The organism is Dyadobacter diqingensis, from assembly GCF_024220585.1.
Taxonomy (GTDB): Bacteria; Bacteroidota; Bacteroidia; order Cytophagales; family Spirosomataceae; genus Dyadobacter; species Dyadobacter diqingensis.
In genome coordinates this window covers 866013-884197 of sequence record NZ_JAMXKF010000001.1, presented here as the reverse complement: position 1 = coordinate 884197, position 18185 = coordinate 866013, and the positions used below count along the sequence as shown (strand labels likewise).

16 protein-coding genes are annotated in these 18185 nt (G+C 43.7%); 5 read left to right on the top strand and 11 right to left on the bottom strand.

Annotated elements, in window-relative coordinates:
• The first annotated feature begins 72 nt into the window (after nucleotides 1-72).
• Together M1L62_RS03565 and M1L62_RS03560 are read left to right on the top strand one after the other, a co-directional pair.
• On the top strand, nucleotides 73-837 hold the full coding sequence (locus M1L62_RS03565; RefSeq protein WP_254411631.1) for an SDR family NAD(P)-dependent oxidoreductase: 765 nt from the start codon (nucleotides 73-75) through the stop codon (nucleotides 835-837).
• A gap of 283 nt (nucleotides 838-1120) precedes the next feature.
• Nucleotides 1121-1597: a DUF1440 domain-containing protein gene (locus M1L62_RS03560; RefSeq protein ID WP_254411630.1), complete on the top strand. Its 477-nt coding sequence runs from the start codon at nucleotides 1121-1123 to the stop codon at nucleotides 1595-1597.
• A 6-nt stretch (nucleotides 1598-1603) separates the two neighbouring features.
• On the opposite strand, the gene M1L62_RS03555 is transcribed toward M1L62_RS03560, so the two are convergent.
• The 7 genes from M1L62_RS03555 to mobA form a co-directional block, all read right to left on the bottom strand.
• Nucleotides 1604-2374: a glycerophosphodiester phosphodiesterase gene (locus tag M1L62_RS03555; RefSeq protein WP_254411629.1), complete on the bottom strand. Its 771-nt coding sequence runs from the start codon at nucleotides 2372-2374 to the stop codon at nucleotides 1604-1606.
• Nucleotides 2375-2518: 144 nt separating this feature from the next.
• A complete protein-coding gene (locus M1L62_RS03550; protein WP_254411628.1) occupies nucleotides 2519-3505 on the bottom strand; it encodes a Gfo/Idh/MocA family protein in 987 nt (328 codons plus the stop codon).
• A gap of 38 nt (nucleotides 3506-3543) precedes the next feature.
• Entirely contained in the window at nucleotides 3544-6255 is a 2712-nt protein-coding gene (locus tag M1L62_RS03545; protein ID WP_254411627.1) for a PQQ-dependent sugar dehydrogenase, read from the bottom strand.
• Between the two features lie 248 nt (nucleotides 6256-6503).
• Nucleotides 6504-8813, bottom strand: coding sequence for an FdhF/YdeP family oxidoreductase (locus M1L62_RS03540; RefSeq protein ID WP_254411626.1), 2310 nt, complete (start codon nucleotides 8811-8813; stop codon nucleotides 6504-6506).
• Nucleotides 8814-8815: 2 nt separating this feature from the next.
• A complete protein-coding gene (locus tag M1L62_RS03535; protein ID WP_254411625.1) occupies nucleotides 8816-9184 on the bottom strand; it encodes a DUF7009 family protein in 369 nt (122 codons plus the stop codon).
• A 21-nt stretch (nucleotides 9185-9205) separates the two neighbouring features.
• The gene (fdhD, locus tag M1L62_RS03530) at nucleotides 9206-10036 is read right to left on the bottom strand and encodes a formate dehydrogenase accessory sulfurtransferase FdhD (protein ID WP_254411624.1); all 831 of its coding nucleotides are present in this window, start codon (nucleotides 10034-10036) and stop codon (nucleotides 9206-9208) included.
• Nucleotides 10037-10046: 10 nt separating this feature from the next.
• A complete protein-coding gene (mobA, locus tag M1L62_RS03525; RefSeq protein WP_254411623.1) occupies nucleotides 10047-10649 on the bottom strand; it encodes a molybdenum cofactor guanylyltransferase in 603 nt (200 codons plus the stop codon).
• A gap of 215 nt (nucleotides 10650-10864) precedes the next feature.
• Between mobA and M1L62_RS03520 the strand changes: the two genes are divergently transcribed.
• Together M1L62_RS03520 and mnmA are read left to right on the top strand one after the other, a co-directional pair.
• Nucleotides 10865-11908, top strand: a complete 1044-nt coding sequence (locus tag M1L62_RS03520) for a hypothetical protein (RefSeq protein ID WP_254411622.1) — start codon at nucleotides 10865-10867, stop codon at nucleotides 11906-11908.
• Between the two features lie 256 nt (nucleotides 11909-12164).
• Complete coding sequence (gene mnmA, locus M1L62_RS03515; RefSeq protein ID WP_254411621.1) at nucleotides 12165-13283, top strand: tRNA 2-thiouridine(34) synthase MnmA; 1119 nt, start codon at nucleotides 12165-12167, stop codon at nucleotides 13281-13283.
• Nucleotides 13284-13378: 95 nt separating this feature from the next.
• On the opposite strand, the gene rlmB is transcribed toward mnmA, so the two are convergent.
• The 4 genes from rlmB to M1L62_RS03495 form a co-directional block, all read right to left on the bottom strand.
• On the bottom strand, nucleotides 13379-14161 hold the full coding sequence (gene rlmB, locus M1L62_RS03510) for a 23S rRNA (guanosine(2251)-2'-O)-methyltransferase RlmB (protein WP_254411620.1): 783 nt from the start codon (nucleotides 14159-14161) through the stop codon (nucleotides 13379-13381).
• Nucleotides 14137-15345 (bottom strand): GWxTD domain-containing protein, encoded by a 1209-nt coding sequence (locus M1L62_RS03505; protein WP_254411619.1) that lies wholly within the window; start codon nucleotides 15343-15345, stop codon nucleotides 14137-14139. Before M1L62_RS03505 ends, rlmB begins: the two co-directional genes overlap by 25 nt.
• A 150-nt stretch (nucleotides 15346-15495) precedes the next feature.
• A complete protein-coding gene (locus M1L62_RS03500) occupies nucleotides 15496-16386 on the bottom strand; it encodes an SDR family oxidoreductase (RefSeq protein ID WP_254411618.1) in 891 nt (296 codons plus the stop codon).
• Between the two features lie 69 nt (nucleotides 16387-16455).
• Complete coding sequence (locus M1L62_RS03495; protein WP_254411617.1) at nucleotides 16456-17265, bottom strand: crotonase/enoyl-CoA hydratase family protein; 810 nt, start codon at nucleotides 17263-17265, stop codon at nucleotides 16456-16458.
• A gap of 165 nt (nucleotides 17266-17430) precedes the next feature.
• Here M1L62_RS03495 and M1L62_RS03490 point away from each other — a divergent pair, with 165 nt between their 5' ends.
• A complete protein-coding gene (locus tag M1L62_RS03490) occupies nucleotides 17431-18141 on the top strand; it encodes a DNA alkylation repair protein (RefSeq protein ID WP_254411616.1) in 711 nt (236 codons plus the stop codon).
• Nucleotides 18142-18185 lie beyond the last annotated feature (44 nt).

Genomic DNA, 18185 nt, shown 5'->3' with positions numbered 1-18185 from the left:
GATTTGAAATCCGCTAATTCAGAGGATAGGCCGCCTAGTAACTTTGTTCCATCAAAATTTAAAATAAATCAGATGGAACCAACGAATAAAATAGCCCTTGTAACCGGCGGAAGCAGAGGATTAGGGAAAAATATGGCTTTAAGCCTGGCGCAAAAAGGGAATGATGTCATTATCGTATACCGCAGCAATGACAATGAGGCCAATGCAGTAGTGGCTGAGATTGAAAAACTGGGACGCAATGCGGCGGCGTTACAGCTTGATGTTGCCGATTCAAAATCATTTGATCATTTCTTCGCTGCTATTACGGCTTTACTTGATCATAAATGGCAACGTTCTACTTTTGATTTTCTGATCAATAATGCGGGAATCGATCGCGCATCTGCCATTAAGGACACTACCGAGCAGGATTTCGATGACCTGATGAATATCCATTTCAAAGGCGTGTATTTCCTGTCACAAAAAGCACTGCCGCTTATTGCCGATGGAGGGCGCATCGTTAACCTTTCAACGGGGCTGGCACGGTTCGCCACGCCGGGTTACGCAGCCTATGCATCCATGAAAGGCGCTATCGAAGTCTTTACGAGATATCTGGCAAAAGAAGTCGGAGCGCGCGGGATAACTGCGAATGTTGTAGCTCCGGGTATCATTCATACCGATTTCACCCAAAAGGCTTTTGATGCTCATCCGGAATTGGAAGGTTATATGAATTCGATCACCGCGCTGGGACGCGTGGGGATGCCGGAAGATATTGGTGGCATCGTTGCTTTTCTATGTTCCAAAGAGGCGGGGTGGATCACCGCGCAAAGAATCGAGGCTTCGGGAGGAATGTTTTTGTAGATAGACAGTCCTTATATTTGGTAAAATTTAAGGTCAGCATCGGGTACGTTTATGTACCGGATGCTGACCTTGTTTTTGTATATCTAACAGATGAGTATCCTTTGGATACTTTAATCATGTGATCATACTTTTATCCTGACATTCAATAGTATAGGTCAGATTACAGGGCAAACACCATAATTAAACAGGATAGCATTAAAAGTGTAAAATATTGTACAAAAATATTTTAAAAAAAGACGAATATTTTGTAGCTTAATTGCGTAAATCAGTAACATTAAGCGCTATGAATGATCGTTCTCCGTTTCCGACAATTGTCCTGGCAGCATTTCTGGCTGGTTTGCTGGATCTTGTTCTTGCCATTATCGTTTACTCCGTATTTCTTGACAAAACCACAGCCGTTAAAATCCTTCAGTCCGTTGCCAGCGGTGCCTTTGGCAAGGCTGCTTATGAAGGCGGGATAAAAATGGCAGCGTTAGGTATTGTCTTCCATTTTGCCATTTCACTGATGTTTACGCTTTTCTACTTTTTTATCTACCCGCGTCTCGCATTTTTGCGTCAGCATGGTGTGATAAGCGGCATCGTGTATGGCATTTTTATCTGGATGGTCATGAATCTGATCGTGCTTCCTATCGCGTTTTCAGGGATGTTACCCATGGAGCCGGGCGCTACAATGATCGGGATCAGTATCATCATTCTTGGTGTTGGACTCCCTATTTCACTTATCGCGCACTTTTATTTTACCCGATCGACGCAGTATTGAACTGGGTTATTTAACCAATTCCAGCAACAATTCAGGCTCATTGGTGGTGATAAAATCAACCTTTTTATCAACAAACCACTGCATCGTTGATTTGTCATTGACAGTCCAGACGTTGATAGCGAGCTTTTTGTTTTGTAGTTCGTCGATCCAGTTTTCGTTTTTCTTGTAAACAGAATAGTGATAGTCTGTACCTGAGAGGTTTGCAGCCTGAATTTCTGCCGGTGTTTTATCGCCGTTAAGATATTCTACGTGTGCTTTTGGCGCAAGTGCTCTAACCTTCAGGCAAACATCGAAATCAAAAGCGATGTAGTCCGTGATTTTTTCAACTTTAAGTGCCTTAACCATTTCAACACATTTTCTGGTCAACGCCAGCGAATGTTCTTTGCTGATCCGAGAGGTTTTTATTTCCAGGATCAGACGCGTTTTCTTTTGTTTGCTGCCTGCTTTCAGGTAGGCTTCAAGGGTAGGCAGGCTTTCTCCATTACCCAGTTTGATCTGTGACAATTCCTGAGCGGTCGATTTTTCTATATCCGTTCCCTTAATGGTATGGTCGTGATTTACAAAAAGCACCGAATCCGCTGACATGTGTACATCAAATTCGCTGCCGTAACAGCCTAATTTGATTGCGTGTTCCAGCGCTGCAATTGAATTTTCTGTTGCTCCGGTGTTTTTCCAGGCACCGCGGTGGGCAATAACTTTTGATTTATTTTGAGACATACCTTCGAATGTGATCAGGCAGAACAATAAGGCTGTGAAAACAAGAATATTTTTTTTCATTGCAAAGAAATTAATGTTTTTAATACAAGACGCTTTTTGGCTTAATCTATTCGTTTTCGGAAAGACGGCCAGGCGGCGAAAGTAATATATTTAGGGTGGCAGGGTGTTAGCTTTGTATTAAGAATTTGCCGACATCTCTCCAAGTTACATAGAAACCGGTTTTCCACCTTTGCTTTTACTTTTATCGGCTGCGTCAATAAAGGTAAATATTTCCAAAGTTTGTTCGGCTGAAACAGGCGGTTTACCAGTCTGGAAAAACGAAATAATCTCACCAACCAAAGGTTGATAACCAGAAAATGGACCTAGTGGAGCAATGCCTTTTTCGCCGAAAGCAGTGCCTGCAATGTTTGAAGCGCCATTCCTGATTCCCCGAACGGTTCCGATCCGGCCATCCTCCCACACGCCTGTTACCAAGTCGGTACCATCACGGTGGACACGGGAAACTTGCTTACAGCCGGGCCCCATCACGGTAAATAACATCTCAATGCCATGGATAGCATACCAGGCCAGATCTGCGTGGTTTTTATCGATTTCTGCCGGTGTGTACACATCCGCGCCGGTAACTTTGCCAATGGAGCCAGCCACTACTCTTTGAACATTTGGATCAAAACGTAATGCGGAAGAAGTGAAAAGTGGGGTGTTATATTGACTGGCGACTTTAAAAATTTCACGTGCTTCACGCAAAGACGGAGCGATGGGTTTATCAATAAACAGACTCTTGTCTGCTTTAAACACGGGTAATGCCTGTTCAAGATGGGGGCGTCCATCGTTACTTTCCAGCAAGATCACGTCCGTTTTGGCCAGCAGCGCTTCAATGGAATCAACAATTTCAACGCCCTGTGCTTTCACAGCTTCGGTAATCTTGGGTTTCATATTGATGGCCGAGGCAATATCCCGGCTCCCGTGGGGATAGGCAGCAACAACTTTGTAGCCATTCATTTCGGCTCCGCCGTTGTTGATCATTTTTGTAAAAACCTCACTATGGGATGTGTCAAGCCCGGTGATACCAATGCGTTTCCCTTCGGCCGGCGTATTTGAAAAACTGAAAGCATCAAGGGAAGGAATGATGCCTAAGCCTGCGCTGGCGAAGGTTGATATTTTTAAGAAATGGCGGCGGTTGTGTGAAAACATAGGGATCAGGGATAAAATTTAAAATGAGGAACAACCGGCTAATTTCTCTCGAAATAAATCCAGTCAAGGAAGAAAAGGCCCACTTTTGACTTGTCGGGATTTGAAAATGTAAAGTACAGATCATGAATTCCCGCGGTCGGTTTTAAAGCTACTTCAAATTCTTTCCAGTCTGTTTTAACATCCTTTACATGTCCTTGCGGAACATTTAAACTCCCAATAATCTGACCGGTACTGCTTCCTTTCCGTACTTCAATAAGTCCGCCAGCGCCTTCTTCCTGCAACCTGATTTTTATTCTGGAAATATGGGTCAGGTCTACCTGCTTGAAACTTACAAATTTTCCGTTTTTTCCCCAGATGGACGACACATAACCCGTGTTCAGGGTCGCAATGACCACATTGGCACTGCCTTCTTCATAATCTTCCATCTGTACCAATGGGTTGCGAAGCACAATATGGCTGCTGCCTTTGAGCGGTTCAATGTCGTTGGCACCTTTATCGGTATAACCAGCTTGCAGCACATAGGCACCCTCCTTGCCCTGACCGATATGTTCGGCTAACTTTAATTGTCCTTGTAGTGGAAGCTGCGTTTTTTGTTCTGCCAGCGAGAGAATATATCTTGCAATTTCCTTTGCATCTTTTTCCGGCAGATCCATATGTGGCGGCATAGGGTAGGTACCCCAGTTTCCGCTTCCTCCTTTTATAATTTTCTCAGCCAGTTTTTGATCATAACCTTCCTTACCCGCGTATTTTTTAGCTATTTCTTTCAAAGCTGGTCCAATGGATTTGGTATCCGGAGTATGGCAGGCCTTACAATCCAGGGAAGCGTAAAGTTTTTCGGTAGCTGCGTATTTAAGGTTGCCATGGTTGGCGCCAGAAAGGGCCGAGGCCAGATCCTTGCCAAAAGACAGGTAGTTAAAAGACGCTGTGATTTTAGCTCTGTCAATTGTTTTATCTTCTGAATCTCTGACGCTGATCTTGTAATCGAAAGGGGTGTTGTCCCAGTAAAAACTGCGGTTTGCATTACTGCTGATCGAAATGTCCGGTGGGGTATTGCCTACTTTGATCTGCGTGGTGGCAACTCCTTTTCCGCCATGTTGATCCGAAACGGTAAGGGAAACATCATAAACGCCGGGTTTGGTAAAAACATGTTTTACTTCTTTTCCGGTAAGTTTTTCGCTTCCAATTTTCCATTCAAACGACAGCTGGTCGGCGGGGTCATAATCTTTGGATTTTTCAGCAGACATTGTAACAGTCATCGGCGCTGCCCCATACTTTTTGTCTATTTGAATATCAGCCATCGGATTGCGGTTTCCTTCTGAATATTCCACACGGATCAGACCCGCGTCTGTATTTTTGGCAAACCAGTTTGTCCCGTAAGCGAGCATGTAAATAGCGCCGTCGTGAGCGATTTTCATATCCATAGGCGCTATCACCTTCAAATGAGGCAAAAATGGCTCCATGCTTACGTAGTTTCCGTCTTTATCCAGTGTCACGGCCATAATCCACTTTCTGATCCATTCGTAGATAAAAAGCTTTCCGTGATAATATTCGGGGAGTTTGTATTTGGCATTCGGGTATAAATCGCGGTAATAAACCGGCCCGGCCATTGCACTTGCACCACCCTTGCCGACCATCGGCCAGCGTTTTGATTCTCCTTTGCCATACCAGATCATTGCAGGCTGTGCAGGCGGCAACTCTTTTACTCCGGTGTTATTTGGCGAATTGTTGATCGGGTGCAGGGGATCCTGTTTTGGGCCTTCCTTTTTTGTTGCAAAGTCATACTTAGGGAAGCCTTCATTATTTCCCAGGAAATACGGATAACCAAAAAAGCCGGGTTTTCGGGCCTGATTGATTTCATCATAACTAAGAAAGTTTTCCTCCGCCGGTACGTTAGAGTCGGGGCCTACATCACCCCAGTAAACAAAACTATTTTTCGGGTCAACAGACATACGGAACGGATTCCGGCAGCCCATGACATATATTTCGGGATATCCTAATGACCCGTCCTTAGGAAATAGATTGCCATCCGGTATGGAGTAAGTCCCGTCGGCTTCTGGTTTAATGCGAAGGATTTTGCCTCTGAAATCCTTGCTGTTTGCCGTTGTTCCCTGGTCGTCAGAAAGTTGTCTGCCAGGGCGCTCGTCAGTCGGATTATGTCCTTCGATTTCTTCTGCATTGGTATTGTCGCCGGTGGATAAATACAATAATCCGTCAGCGCCAAAAGTAAGGTAACCCGCTGAATGGCAGCAATAGGTTCGTTGTGTCGGTATTTGAAGCAGGACTTTTTTTGATGCAACATTAATTTGTCCGCCAGTCAGCTCATAACGTTCCAGTTGACTGACATTTTTACTTCCTGCCACACCATAATAAAAGTAAATCCAGTGATTCTTTTCAAAATCGGGATCAGCTGCCACACCCAGCAAACCATCTTCAATTCCGCTGAATACATTAAGATGAGCGATGGTTTTGAGCTGTTTTTCTTTGTCGTCGTACAATTTTACAGCCCCTTTTCGCTCAACGATCACCACATCCAGATTTGGCAAAATGGCCATTTCCATCGGCTCATCGAGCCCTTGCGCGAGCATCATATGTGTGAAACGGCTGCTGTCGGGTGCATTCTCAGCCAAACTTTGCGTCGTAGCCGGAGAAAAGTCAGTCGGTACAGGTTTTTCGCTGAGGATATTAGCAAAGCTAATCGAGGCGATTGCACCTGCCAGAAATATCCAGTGGTTTAATTTGAAAGCATTCAACTTATTAAGGGTTTAGGAATTTTGAAGATCAAGCAAAACTTAATATTTTATTTTACTTTATTGATTACAAATAAAATTTAAATTTATTAAGTTATCAAATCAAAGTGTTATTATTTTGAGAGATAGCGTGTTCGGGGCTACCTGGATCAATAAAATAGAAATATGAAGAAGGGGAAGAGAAAGATAGGAACCAACCCAGGATTAATCCCTGGGTTGCCTGAGCGGAATAAACGGTTTTTAACGTTTATTTATGCAAGATGTTTTTTTACTTTTAAAATGACCTGTTTCGAAGTAGGTGTGTTGCTTTTGTCAGCGACGCTGGTTACCGGTACAAGCACATTGGTTTCGGGGAAGTAAGTGGCCGAACAGCCTTCGGGAATCGGGTATTTGACAATGATAAACTTGCTGGCAATCCGCTGAATCCCGTCGTGGTTGTTAATCAGATCAACGATATCCCCATCGCTTAAACCGCGATTGGTTATATCTTTTTCATTCATCAATATAACCCGCCGCTCATTGTAAATACCGCGATAACGGTCATTCAGCCCATAAACCGTGGTATTAAACTGGTCATGGCTGCGAATGGTCATCATCATCAGCTCGTCTTTTTCCATCGGCAGTCTAGTTACCGGTGCGATGTTAAAGTGTGCTTTTTGTGAGGCCGTGTTAAAGCTTCCTTCGCGGTTACAATTCGGAAGGTAAAAACCGCCCGGAACTCTTACCCGTTCATTATAATTTTCAAATCCGGGAATCGTTTGTTCGATCGCTTCACGGATGGTATCATAATGTTGTGCATACTGATCCCAGTTTACTGGTCCGGAATTACCAAACAAGGCTTTCGCTAGTCTGCAAACGATGATTGGTTCGCTCAGTAAATCATCCGATATGGGTTGCAGGACACCCTTGGACGACTGTACAACACCCATGGAATTTTCGCAGGAAACAAACTGGTTTTCTCCGTTAACCATATCTATATCGCTCCGACCCAGACAAGGCAAGATAATAGCTTCCTCACCATGAACCAGATGGCTCCGGTTCAGCTTTGTAGAAACATGTACCGTTAACTGGCAGTTTCTCAATGCCTGGGCCGTGAAAATCGTGTCTGGCGTTGCAGATAAAAAATTACCGCCCATTGCAAAAAATACCTTTGCCTTGCCGGCATGCATGGCTTTTATGCTGTTCACGACATCAAGACCGTGTTTTCTTGGCGCGGGGAATTTGAAATTCGCTGTGATCTTATCCAGAAAAATATCCGAAGGTCTCTCGAAAATGCCCATGGTCCGATCACCCTGTACATTGCTATGGCCGCGAACGGGGCAGGTTCCGGCGCCGGGTTTGCCGATGCTTCCCTTCAACAGAAGCAAATTGACAACTTCCTTGATGGTATCCACCGCATTCTTGTGCTGCGTCAGCCCCATTGCCCAGCAGGCGATGATTTTGCTTTTTCCTTTTAAAATTTCAGCAACTTCCTTGATCTGACTTAAAGGAATACCCGATATTTCAACCAGTTCGTCAAGATTTTGTTCCCTGATATGTTGTTTAAAATCGCCAACGCCGATCGTGTTTTTTGCTATAAAATCAAGGTCAAAAACAGACCCCGGATTTTTATCATCTTCCTGAATAAGCAATTGTTGAATCGCTTTCAAGAGCGCCATATCGCCGTTGATCTTGATTTGTAAAAAAAGATCTGTTAGCGAAGTGTCGATATCCAGAATACCTTTGATGGTCTGTGGATTACTGAAACCAATTAAACCGGTTTCCGGTAGAGGGTTAACCGAGATAATTTTCGCGCCGTTTGCTTTTGCCTTTTGCAGGGCGGTTAACATACGTGGATGGTTCGTGCCCGGATTTTGACCCAGAATAATGATCACCTCCGACTCATAGAAATCTGCAAGTTTTACGGATCCTTTCCCTATTCCCAGCGATTCGCCCAACGCAACGCCGCTGCTTTCGTGGCACATATTGCTGCAATCCGGCAGATTATTGGTGCCATATTGGCGAACCATAAGCTGATACAAAAATGCCGCCTCGTTGCTTGTGCGCCCGGACGTGTAAAAAACGGCTTCGTCCGGTGAGGTCAGATTATTTAACGAGCCTGCAATTTTTTGAAAAGCATGATCCCACGAAATAGGTTGATAATGGCTCGCACCTTTTGCTAAAAACATGGGTTGGGCAATCCGGCCTTTGCCGCCAATTTCATAGTCTGATAACTGAGCCAGATCCTGAACGGAATTTTCCACGAAAAAACCGGCCGTTAGTTTCCGGGCCGTGGCTTCTTCCGCCACTGCTCTTGCGCCATTTTCGCAATATTCGGCGATGCCCGAACGCTCGTCGTCAGGGTCAGGCCAGGCGCAGCTCGGACAGTCAAATCCGCCTTTTTTATTAAGGCTCCAGAGTGCCTTCATACCTCTTCCCAAACCTGCTTCGCCGATCACTTTCTCCATGCTGGAAACAACTGCGGGGATGCCCGCTGCTATTGTTTTGATTTTACCCTTTTTCAGGCCGGTGAAGGTTTCTGGATTCTCGGCGCCAGGGATAGGTGCATTTTCGGAGCTCATAACTAACAGGTTTTGTTCGGGTTATCAAAATTATCAGACTGATCCTCAGTCGTATTATCCAAACATTTGAAATCCTTTTCCAGTAACAGATATAACGTCTCAGTTTCACTGATCTGCACATTTTCGTCGAATCCCACAACATTATTTGTGGGCCATTCTAGCAGCAAGGATGCCGGTACCTCCATCGTAATCCTGTCATTTTCATAGGAGGCCGATAAGGACGTTATCGTTTCACTTTTTTTGAGGCGGTAACCAAAGGAGGTAGTGCCGAAAGAAGTTTTTTCTTCCACAACTCCTTCGTTGGCAAGTTTGTCCACTTCCGGTTTTGACAACCTTATCCGGATCGAATTACCCTGAATGCGTATTTTCATGCGATTTATTCAAGAGACAGGTCAGACGATGATTCGCTGACTGCCAGTGTAAATGTTAAATTTTTCGTTTCCCAAAAAACCGATTAAGGTGATACCAAAATCTTCTGCAAGCTGTAATGCCAGACTCGATGGTGCGCCAATGGCTGCAACGATCTTGATTCCGGCCATACTTGCTTTCTGAATCAGCTCAAAACTTGCCCGGCCGCTGAGCAAAAGGATCGAGTTTCTTAAAGGTAAGTTTTGGTTTAAAAATGATGTACCAATTACCTTATCCAGGGCATTATGCCGCCCCACGTCCTCACGTAACAACAGAAAATTTCCCTGCTGGTCGAACAATGCGGAGGCATGCAGGCCGCCCGTATTCTGAAAAACTTCCTGCCTTTCCTTTAAAGCATTTTGTAAACTGTAAAATAAACCGGCCGGAATCTGAATGTTATCCTCCTCGTCACGATACGCTGAAACTGTTTTGATGGCGTCTATACTCGCTTTGCCGCAAACGCCGCAGCTGGACGTGGTATAAAAATTTCTTTCAACACTTTGCAGCTGAGGAATTTCATCTTTCGCGAAGGTTGCCGTTACTTTATTTTCATCAAATAAATCCGTTTGAATGTCAATAATCTGACCAGGATTTTTGAAGATACCTTCTGTGAACAGAAATCCGGCAGCAAGTTCTGCATCGTTTCCCGGCGTCCGCATGGTTACTGAAATGCTTTTGATAATCTGAATGCCTTCATGATGGTATTTTACCTTGATTTCCAGCGGCTCTTCTACTGCGAGCTGATCGTCGGAATCGACAACGTTGCCGGCACTGACTCGTTTGACTGTGATGTATTTGACCGGATTATTTTGCATGTACTGTATTCTAAAACTGACTTTTTCGGGTTATTTGCTCTTTTGCGGTTTGATATTCCTCCGGCGTATCCACACTGACGATATTTTTTGGCCTTGGCGGATCGTATTTCCCCGCGTTGTGTTCTCTTAAAAAATGTTGCAGCGAATATTGCTGTTTATTAAACATAGTCACCAATTCGGCACCGGATTTTCGGGAATACCAGGCGAGCAGGGGTTCATATATTGCGTTTTCTTTCTGATAAAAGGCAGAAGCCACTGTTTTACTATCCAGGGATTTGAGAAATTCTTTTAAATCTTTGTTACTGATATAGGGGTAATCACAGCCCACGACCAGAAAATCGTGATCCGGAAATGTTTTAAAGGCGGTCAGCAATGCTGCCATAGGCCCGATGTTGTCATAGGCGGGCAAGTCTGCCAGGATTTCATAGGGTTTGGTGACGCCTTCCGTCTGCGTGCGATTGCAGGAAATAAAAACTTTATCACAAATCCATTCCAGCATTTCATAAACATAGTAGCGCTGCGGTTTTCCATGATAATCAATCAAACTTTTGTCGCTTCCCATTCGTGTGCTTTGCCCGCCACAAACAACAAGTCCATACAGTTCATTTTTCATGTTTGCTTATCGTTATCGGAGTGAAACTGGGTTAATCTTTTCTTGTCAACAGATAATATAAAGTTAACAGTATACAAAACTTAAAAAAAGATAATCAGATGAAGGTTTTGTGAAGCCGGATCGGGCAAAAGACTGAGAGATTTTATATTGCGGCTCAAATGGATCGGTGAATTGAGGTTTGCCAAAATGCCTGTGATATTTTGTAAATTGCATATATGGAGAAAAGCGATGTTAAGATTTCACGAAAGAAGCCGATTTATCCGGTTAGTGTTGAGTTGAGGAAATATCTTCGTTCTTATCAACGGGAGGCGCGTTTGCCGGTTGGTTATAATGATTTGCTTAACTTTTACGAGTCGTTCCCGGTTATCGACAAAAACGGAAAAGACACCCTTTGGGAAAGCCCGTTATATCCTCCATATGATATTGAAAGGCTGCATAATGGCTTAAAAAAGGCCTATGCGATGTTGAAGGCTTCCGGGAATCTCAGGATTGTGGAGCATAAATACATTGATAAAATCGAGTATTGCACCTTTGGTAATTCCAATCCGTTCCGCATCAAGATCGTAAACCGGCTGAATGACATTTATGATTATTTTTATGTGAAACGAGCAGATGCTTCTCGGATTTACGGTCTGGAACTGGAAGAAATATTCTCTCCGAATCAGGTTAATTATCTTGTCGACGGCAATTCCTTAATTGAAGAACATATTGCGGGAATCCCCGGTGATGTTTTTTCGAAAACCCGTCTGGATCATACGGATTATAACCCTAAACGTATTGCCAAAGAGTTTGTCAAGTTTAATGAGCGTTGCATGATTACGTTGCTTGGGGATATGCGGGCGTATAATTTCGTCATGCAGATCACCCCGGATTTTGACGATTTTCAGTTCAGGCTGCGTGCCATCGATTTTGATCAGCAGTTTTATGAAGGAAATATAAAGGTGTATCAACCTCAGTTTTTCAAGGAGAATCTGCCCTATGTACAATTGGCGATGGAACATTTGACCGATAAAACCGTGCTGCAATATCAGCAGGAAGAACAATCTTCCATTGTGCATCAGGTACGAAGCGAGCGGCACCGGCTGGCGGCTTTAAGAGATGTTTCCAAAAAAGATAAAATATCGACGTCGGAAAAAATTCTTGAACTGCGTGCAGGCCTGGCCCAGTATTATAATAATCCCGACTATTATAAATGCCTGACAATGACAGATATCATCGAGCTGAACGTGAAAAATGTGATTCGACAGGTGAGGCTTTGAGTTTAATGGTTAAGGGTTAATGAAGGCCACATCAGAATTTATCGGCATACCAAAGTTTGTATTCTTAGAACTCAGACTCCCGATTGTTCTATCAGTTTGGGTTTGTAAGAAGACAAGCGAACGCGCATTAACCATTAATAATTAACCCTTAACCATTAATTCCCTATCTTTGCGGAACCAATCAGATAATTTTCTCTGTTTGCATTTTTCAAACTAATCAAAATCGGAAGGCGTTCAACCTTCGCAGATTCCCGCAATGAGTAAACACGGACGAATTTTAGTCGCCATGAGTGGCGGCATCGACAGCTCTCTGGCCGCTGTTATGTTACATGAACAAGGTTATGAGGTCATTGGTATGACCATGAAAACCTGGGATTACGCCAGCAGTGGCGGTACCAAAAAAGAAACAGGCTGCTGTTCCCTCGATTCGATCAATGATGCAAGAAGTATTGCTGTTGAACTTGGATTTCCACATTATATATTAGATATCCGTACGGAATTCGGCGATTACGTAATCGACCATTTTACGGGAGAATATCTTGAAGGACGTACACCCAACCCTTGTGTTTTGTGTAATACGCATATCAAATGGGATGCACTTTTAAAACGTGCGGATCGTCTGGATTGCGAGTTTATTGCTACCGGCCATTATGCCAATATGCAGTTTAATGATGGTCGTCACTATGTTTCGAAAGGTATTGACAGCTGGAAAGATCAAAGTTATGTGCTTTGGGGCGTTTCGCAGGAAAGTCTTAGCCGCACGAAACTTCCGCTGGGATATTTACATAAAACGGAAATCCGTGAAATGGCCCGCGAACGTGGTTTCATCGATTTGGTGAATAAGGCCGAAAGTTATGAGATCTGTTTTGTACCGGATAATGATTACCGTGGATTTTTGAAACGTCGTATTCCCGGATTGGAAGCGGAAGTGGCTGGTGGAAATTTCGTGTATGAAGACGGAACTGTGGTTGGAAAACATGAAGGTTATCCGTTTTATACCGTAGGCCAGCGCAAAGGTTTAGGCATAGCGCTTGGAAGACCGGTTTTCGTAACGGAAGTGCGGAAGGATACCAATGAAGTGGTTTTAGGAGATTTGCCTGATCTTTTTCGCGACGGAATGTATGTTGGTAAATTAAACTGGCAGAAATATGACGGTATTACCAAACCTTTGGAAACGGTAACGAAAGTGCGTTACAAACATGAGGGTACGCCAGCATTGTTACTTCCGGATGAGCCGGGCAAGATCAAAGTTAATTTCCACGATGGTGTGAATGGCATTGCTCCCGGACAGGCAGCTGTTTTTTATGAAGGAGATGACGTCGTTGGCGGCGGCTGGATTACGAAGAATTTCCGTCAGGATAAGGAATTGTTTTGAAACGATACTAAATTGCTATAACGTGAAAGAAGTCAAGTTTTCAAAACTTGACTTCTTTTTTTGTCTTCGTCCAATATCTCAAAAGGAATAAAATCTTACGAAACTTTCGCTACAACTCTTTGTCTTACTGCTTCATACAATACAACCGAGCTTGCCACTGACACGTTAAGCGATTCAACTTGTCCGTTTAACGGAATTCTCGCTCCGCTATCTGCCAGCTGGATAAATTCTTTTGAAATACCATCTTCTTCCGACCCCATGATGATTACCGTAGGGATTGAAAAGTCGATATCGTAAAGTGATTTGTCTGTTTTTTCAGTACAGGCAACGATCTGCAAGCCACTGTTACGCAGGTACAATAATGTTTCGTATAAATTAGGTTCGCGGCAAACCGGAAGAAAGTTCAATGCACCTGATGACGTTTTCATCGCGTCTGCATTGATCTGCGCTCCGCCTTTGGTAGGCACGATTAACGCCTGAACGCCGGCACATTCTGCTGTACGTGCGATGGCTCCGAAGTTACGGACATCCGTTACACGATCCAGTAACAATAACAACGGTGTCTTTCCATCTTCATAAACCTGCGTCAGTACGTTATGCAAAGGCATATACTGAATAGGGGATACGAAGGCGATAACACCCTGGTGATTTTTTCTGGTAACTCTGTTTAGTTTCTCTATCGGAACACGCTGATAAGGAATTCCAAGCTCCTTAGCTGTTTTTTCAATTTCATTAAGACCTAACTCTCTCTGAATAAATAAACGTTCGATCTCTTTGCCTGAACGCAAAGTTTCCAGTACAGATTGTGTACCAAAAACCATGTCGGCTTGTGACGGACGAGGGGCGGGCTTTCTTAGCGTATAGTTCCGTTTCTCCATGCTTCTACAATAGGGTACCAAATTGGCTGATATTCGGCATAGCGAACGAGCTCATAATGGTCATCTACAAATTGATTTGTTCTGCGATTAAAAGTAAAATTAACATTCTGTGCGTTTGCACGTTGATCATAAGTCCAAACCTCCCGGTCTTTGCTGCGCTGCACTTTATCCGGTGGGCCAAGAACTATAAAGATCATTCCTTTATCTGTTTTCCAGCCTTCTTTATAGCTGGTAAACAATTGATTGGCTTCTTCAACACGGCTATAAAAAGATCTTATGGACTGCTGCGCCAAGGGCGCATTGCCATTCATCAGTGTAAGCCAGTATTTATCCAGGGCCTTTTTAAACTCTTCTGCTTTTTTAATTTCGTTGATTTCTGCGTTGGTGCTCATATAAACGAGCGGTTCAAGCAGTAATTCAGGTTTGGTAAGTTTTGGGAATCTTTCATTAACAACGAGTAAACCTAACCCTTCTGACTGCGTAGTATCTGCAAAAATATTGTACAGACCTTCCTTTGCAAACTGAATTGATTCGTTGGTGTTGATGGTAAAAGTACTGTCAACTGTCAAGGATTTTGAAACCGTTTTGGGCGTAGTATTCATTGGTGAACCAGCCGGATCAAAGCTGTGCCCGTAATAAAATACATGCAAGGTACCTGGCTGCTGATTCAGTCTTTTGACGGTAAATGAAGTGCCCGAATTGATATAGTGACGCTGTATAGGTTCTGTGCTGGCCGCCGTGTAAATTCCGTATAATTCGCTGGCCGATTGTTTTTTGAAGCGGATCGTTAAGTCGTTAAGTACTTTTTTCAAAGTACCGGTCTGACTGATTTCACTCAACAAAACACCCGTTTCTTTATTTGGACTTTTAATATCAAAACCGATAACAATTTTGTCGCCCAGTTTTGAAACATTGGTTGTGTCAAGTTTTACATTGCCGTAACCCAGGCGCTCACGTGTTCCGTAATCTGAGTAAATGACATAGTTAAGGTTATAAAGCCGTGTGAAATCACTGACCGAAATAGAATTTTTGCCTTTCAGTGCATCCACATACAGGAATACACGTGTCTGTGTGGTGTCCTTAACCAGATATTTGCTTTGAATAGCCACAAGTGACAGTTCCTCAGGTGCAGAAACTGTTTCAGGGTTAGACATGCGAACTTCTGCCTCAGGTATTTTTTTCATTGTCTTATTGGAGGACGAACATCCTGCAACGAACAATACTGACAGCAGAGAAAGGTAAATTCTAAAGGTTGTTTTCATATACCAGGGATCTTCATTTGTCAAATAACGAACGAAGCAGCAAATTTACCCAATAAAAACGGAAGAAAATTATTATTCTGATTTCTTGCTGCTCTGATTGGCACTTTTTATTTGATTTTCAATGGCATCCCACTGTTCTTCGCTGACCTCTTTCAGGAAATTGAACTGACCGGCAGACAACACTTCGCCGCCATCCAGGGTTATAACCTCACCTGTTATATACGACGAAAAGTCAGAAACCAGATACGCTGCCAGGTTGGCAAGCTCCTGATGATCACCCACGCGTTGTAAAGGGATGCGGTTTTCGAAAGAAAATTTTTCGGCCAGTTCTTTTGGGAAAAGGCGGTCCCAGGCCCCCTTGGTAGGAAACGGACCCGGGGCAATGGCATTGAGCCTGATTCCGTGGTTTGCCCATTCGAAAGCCAGTGATTTGGTCATGGCCAGTACACCCGCCTTCGCCATGGCTGACGGTACGACCCAGCCAGAGCCTGTCCAGGCATAGGTGGTGGAGATATTTAAAACGGTTCCCTTGATATTATTGTCAATCCAATACTTGCCAAGCGCGAGCGTAAAATAATAAGTGCCGCGCAAAACGATATCAACAACCGTATCGACGGCCTTATAGGACAATCGTTCAGTCGGGCTGATAAAATTGCCGGCTGAGTTATTGACCAGCACATCCACTTTGCCAAACTTTTCGATGGCTTTGCTGATGACGTTTTCAATTTCTTCGGTTTTCCTGACATCGCAGGCAACCGGTAAAACCTGGCCTCCGGTTTCTGTGGTCAGTTCACTTGCCGTTTTTTCCAAAACTTCCAACCTGCGGCTGCAAATCACAACATTGGCGCCAAGTTTTAAAAAATAAGCGGCCATGGATCTGCCCAGGCCCGTTCCTCCACCGGTTACAATAATTGTTTTATCATCCAGGGCACCTTCCCGTAGCATTCCTTCTTTGTAGGACATATCAGTTAAGATTGTATTGTCGACGGTTGAAAGCGGTCCGCCGCGCGGTTAAAAAATTGCTTTAAAATGTCAGGATTTGAAGTTGGGCAAACGCTTCCCGGATTGTGCTTGAAAGGCTTCATTCAAGTCTTCCGACAGTAGCATTGCGGCGTTCCAGGTTGCCATATATGCTAGTCCGTCTGCAACGGAATGGTCGCGGCTGTGATTCAATATGTGTTTTGTTCCACGAACCGAAACCGGTGATTTTCCCGCGATTGTTTTTGCAATGGTGGTTACATTCTCAAAAAGTATATCGTTGTTTTCGAAGCTTTTATTGACCAGACCTATCTTTTCGGCTTCTTCTCCGAAAACCTGCCGGCCTGTAAACGCCATTTCCCGGGTAATTCCATCGGGAATAATTTTGGGTAACCGTTGCAAAGTGCCCAAATCTGCCACCATCCCCATATCGATTTCTTTGATTGAAAAATAGGCTTCATGCGTCGCATAACGCATATCGCAAGCGCTTACGATATCAACCCCCGCTCCGATGCACCCGCCGGTGATGGCCGCAATGACAGGTTTGCTGCACGCTTCAATCGCGTTAATAGGGCTTTGCAGTTCCAGAATCTGTTTTCGAAGTTTTTCCCGTTTTCTGGCATCGCAGGTTTCGGCTGTATTTCTGACCGTGAACAGCAGTGATAAATCTATTCCTGAGCAGAAATGCTTCCCTTCGCCACTGAGAATAATAACCCTCACGTCGTCATTTTCGTCTAATGTTTCAAAGATTGATTTTAGCTCATTCCATGCAGTTTGATTCAATGCGTTGGCTTTTTCCGGCCGGTTCAGTTTTACATACCCAATATTGTTTTCAATGGTTACAGAAATCGTTTCGTAATTCATTTTTAGCTTGTTGATGAAGTGGTAATGGCTTTCTTATTGTGTAAATTTAATGTTGATGAAGCGTAAGTAGTATGCATGCATACCAATGCAAATATATTATTTAGTTCTAATAATTTAAGTTATTGCAAGAAAAAATTTTAATTTAAAAGGAATAGAATTAATTGTATGGACACGTTGAAAGATGTCATGAACGAACTCGCTTCGCTTGGCGATGAGTCCGTAGTAAAAATGTTCAAGAGTCATGGTGCTCATGAACCGCTGTACGGTGTCAAGGTCAGTGATATGAAGAAGATTCTAAAAAGGAATAAAAATAATCATACGCTTGCTTTGGCACTTTACGATACCGGGAATTCTGACGCGATGTACCTGGCAGGACTGATGGTAAACCCGTCGCTGATGACAATACCTTTGCTGGACGAGTGGGTGAAACGGGCTAACTGGTACATGATCAGTGAATATGCAGTAGGCTGGGTGGCAGCGGAAAGTCCTTATGGTATCGATGTGGCCAGGAAATGGATTACTTCAAAACATGAAATGATAGCAGATGCCGGATGGGCCGTGTGGAGTAACCTCTTTCGGCTGAAACCGGATGAAGAACTGGACAAAAATGAAATTGAAAACCTGCTTTTTCATGTTGAGCGTGAAATTCACCAAGCGCCCAACCGGGTTCGTTATGCTATGAATGGTTTTGTGATCGCGATGGGCGCACATTATGAGCCACTTGCAGAAGAGGCTTTTGTAGTGGCCGAAAGAATAGGGCAAGTAAGTGTTAATATGGGTGAAACCGCATGTAAAGTCCCGTTTGCGCCCGATTATATCAAAAAAACCTGGGCTGCGGGTAAACGTGGGAGTAAGAAAAAAACGGTTCGTTGTTAATCCTTAAAAAAGAAATCAGGAAACCGGTTTATGGAATCCTGATA

What these genes read in the sequence shown, in the direction of transcription:
- fdhD (WP_254411624.1), bottom strand. Translation starts at nt 10,036, where the DNA reads ATGCAAAATAATCCGGTCAAATACATCACAGTCAAACGAGTCAGTGCC.
- M1L62_RS03520 (WP_254411622.1), top strand. Translation starts at nt 10,865, where the DNA reads ATGGAGAAAAGCGATGTTAAGATTTCACGAAAGAAGCCGATTTATCCG.
- M1L62_RS03505 (WP_254411619.1), bottom strand. Translation starts at nt 15,345, where the DNA reads ATGAAAAAAATACCTGAGGCAGAAGTTCGCATGTCTAACCCTGAAACA.
- M1L62_RS03500 (WP_254411618.1), bottom strand. Translation starts at nt 16,386, where the DNA reads ATGTCCTACAAAGAAGGAATGCTACGGGAAGGTGCCCTGGATGATAAA.
- rlmB (WP_254411620.1), bottom strand. Translation starts at nt 14,161, where the DNA reads ATGGAGAAACGGAACTATACGCTAAGAAAGCCCGCCCCTCGTCCGTCA.
- M1L62_RS03555 (WP_254411629.1), bottom strand. Translation starts at nt 2,374, where the DNA reads ATGAAAAAAAATATTCTTGTTTTCACAGCCTTATTGTTCTGCCTGATC.
- mobA (WP_254411623.1), bottom strand. Translation starts at nt 10,649, where the DNA reads ATGAAAAATGAACTGTATGGACTTGTTGTTTGTGGCGGGCAAAGCACA.
- M1L62_RS03550 (WP_254411628.1), bottom strand. Translation starts at nt 3,505, where the DNA reads ATGTTTTCACACAACCGCCGCCATTTCTTAAAAATATCAACCTTCGCC.
- M1L62_RS03560 (WP_254411630.1), top strand. Translation starts at nt 1,121, where the DNA reads ATGAATGATCGTTCTCCGTTTCCGACAATTGTCCTGGCAGCATTTCTG.
- mnmA (WP_254411621.1), top strand. Translation starts at nt 12,165, where the DNA reads ATGAGTAAACACGGACGAATTTTAGTCGCCATGAGTGGCGGCATCGAC.
- M1L62_RS03535 (WP_254411625.1), bottom strand. Translation starts at nt 9,184, where the DNA reads ATGAAAATACGCATTCAGGGTAATTCGATCCGGATAAGGTTGTCAAAA.
- M1L62_RS03540 (WP_254411626.1), bottom strand. Translation starts at nt 8,813, where the DNA reads ATGAGCTCCGAAAATGCACCTATCCCTGGCGCCGAGAATCCAGAAACC.
- M1L62_RS03490 (WP_254411616.1), top strand. Translation starts at nt 17,431, where the DNA reads ATGGACACGTTGAAAGATGTCATGAACGAACTCGCTTCGCTTGGCGAT.
- M1L62_RS03565 (WP_254411631.1), top strand. Translation starts at nt 73, where the DNA reads ATGGAACCAACGAATAAAATAGCCCTTGTAACCGGCGGAAGCAGAGGA.
- M1L62_RS03495 (WP_254411617.1), bottom strand. Translation starts at nt 17,265, where the DNA reads ATGAATTACGAAACGATTTCTGTAACCATTGAAAACAATATTGGGTAT.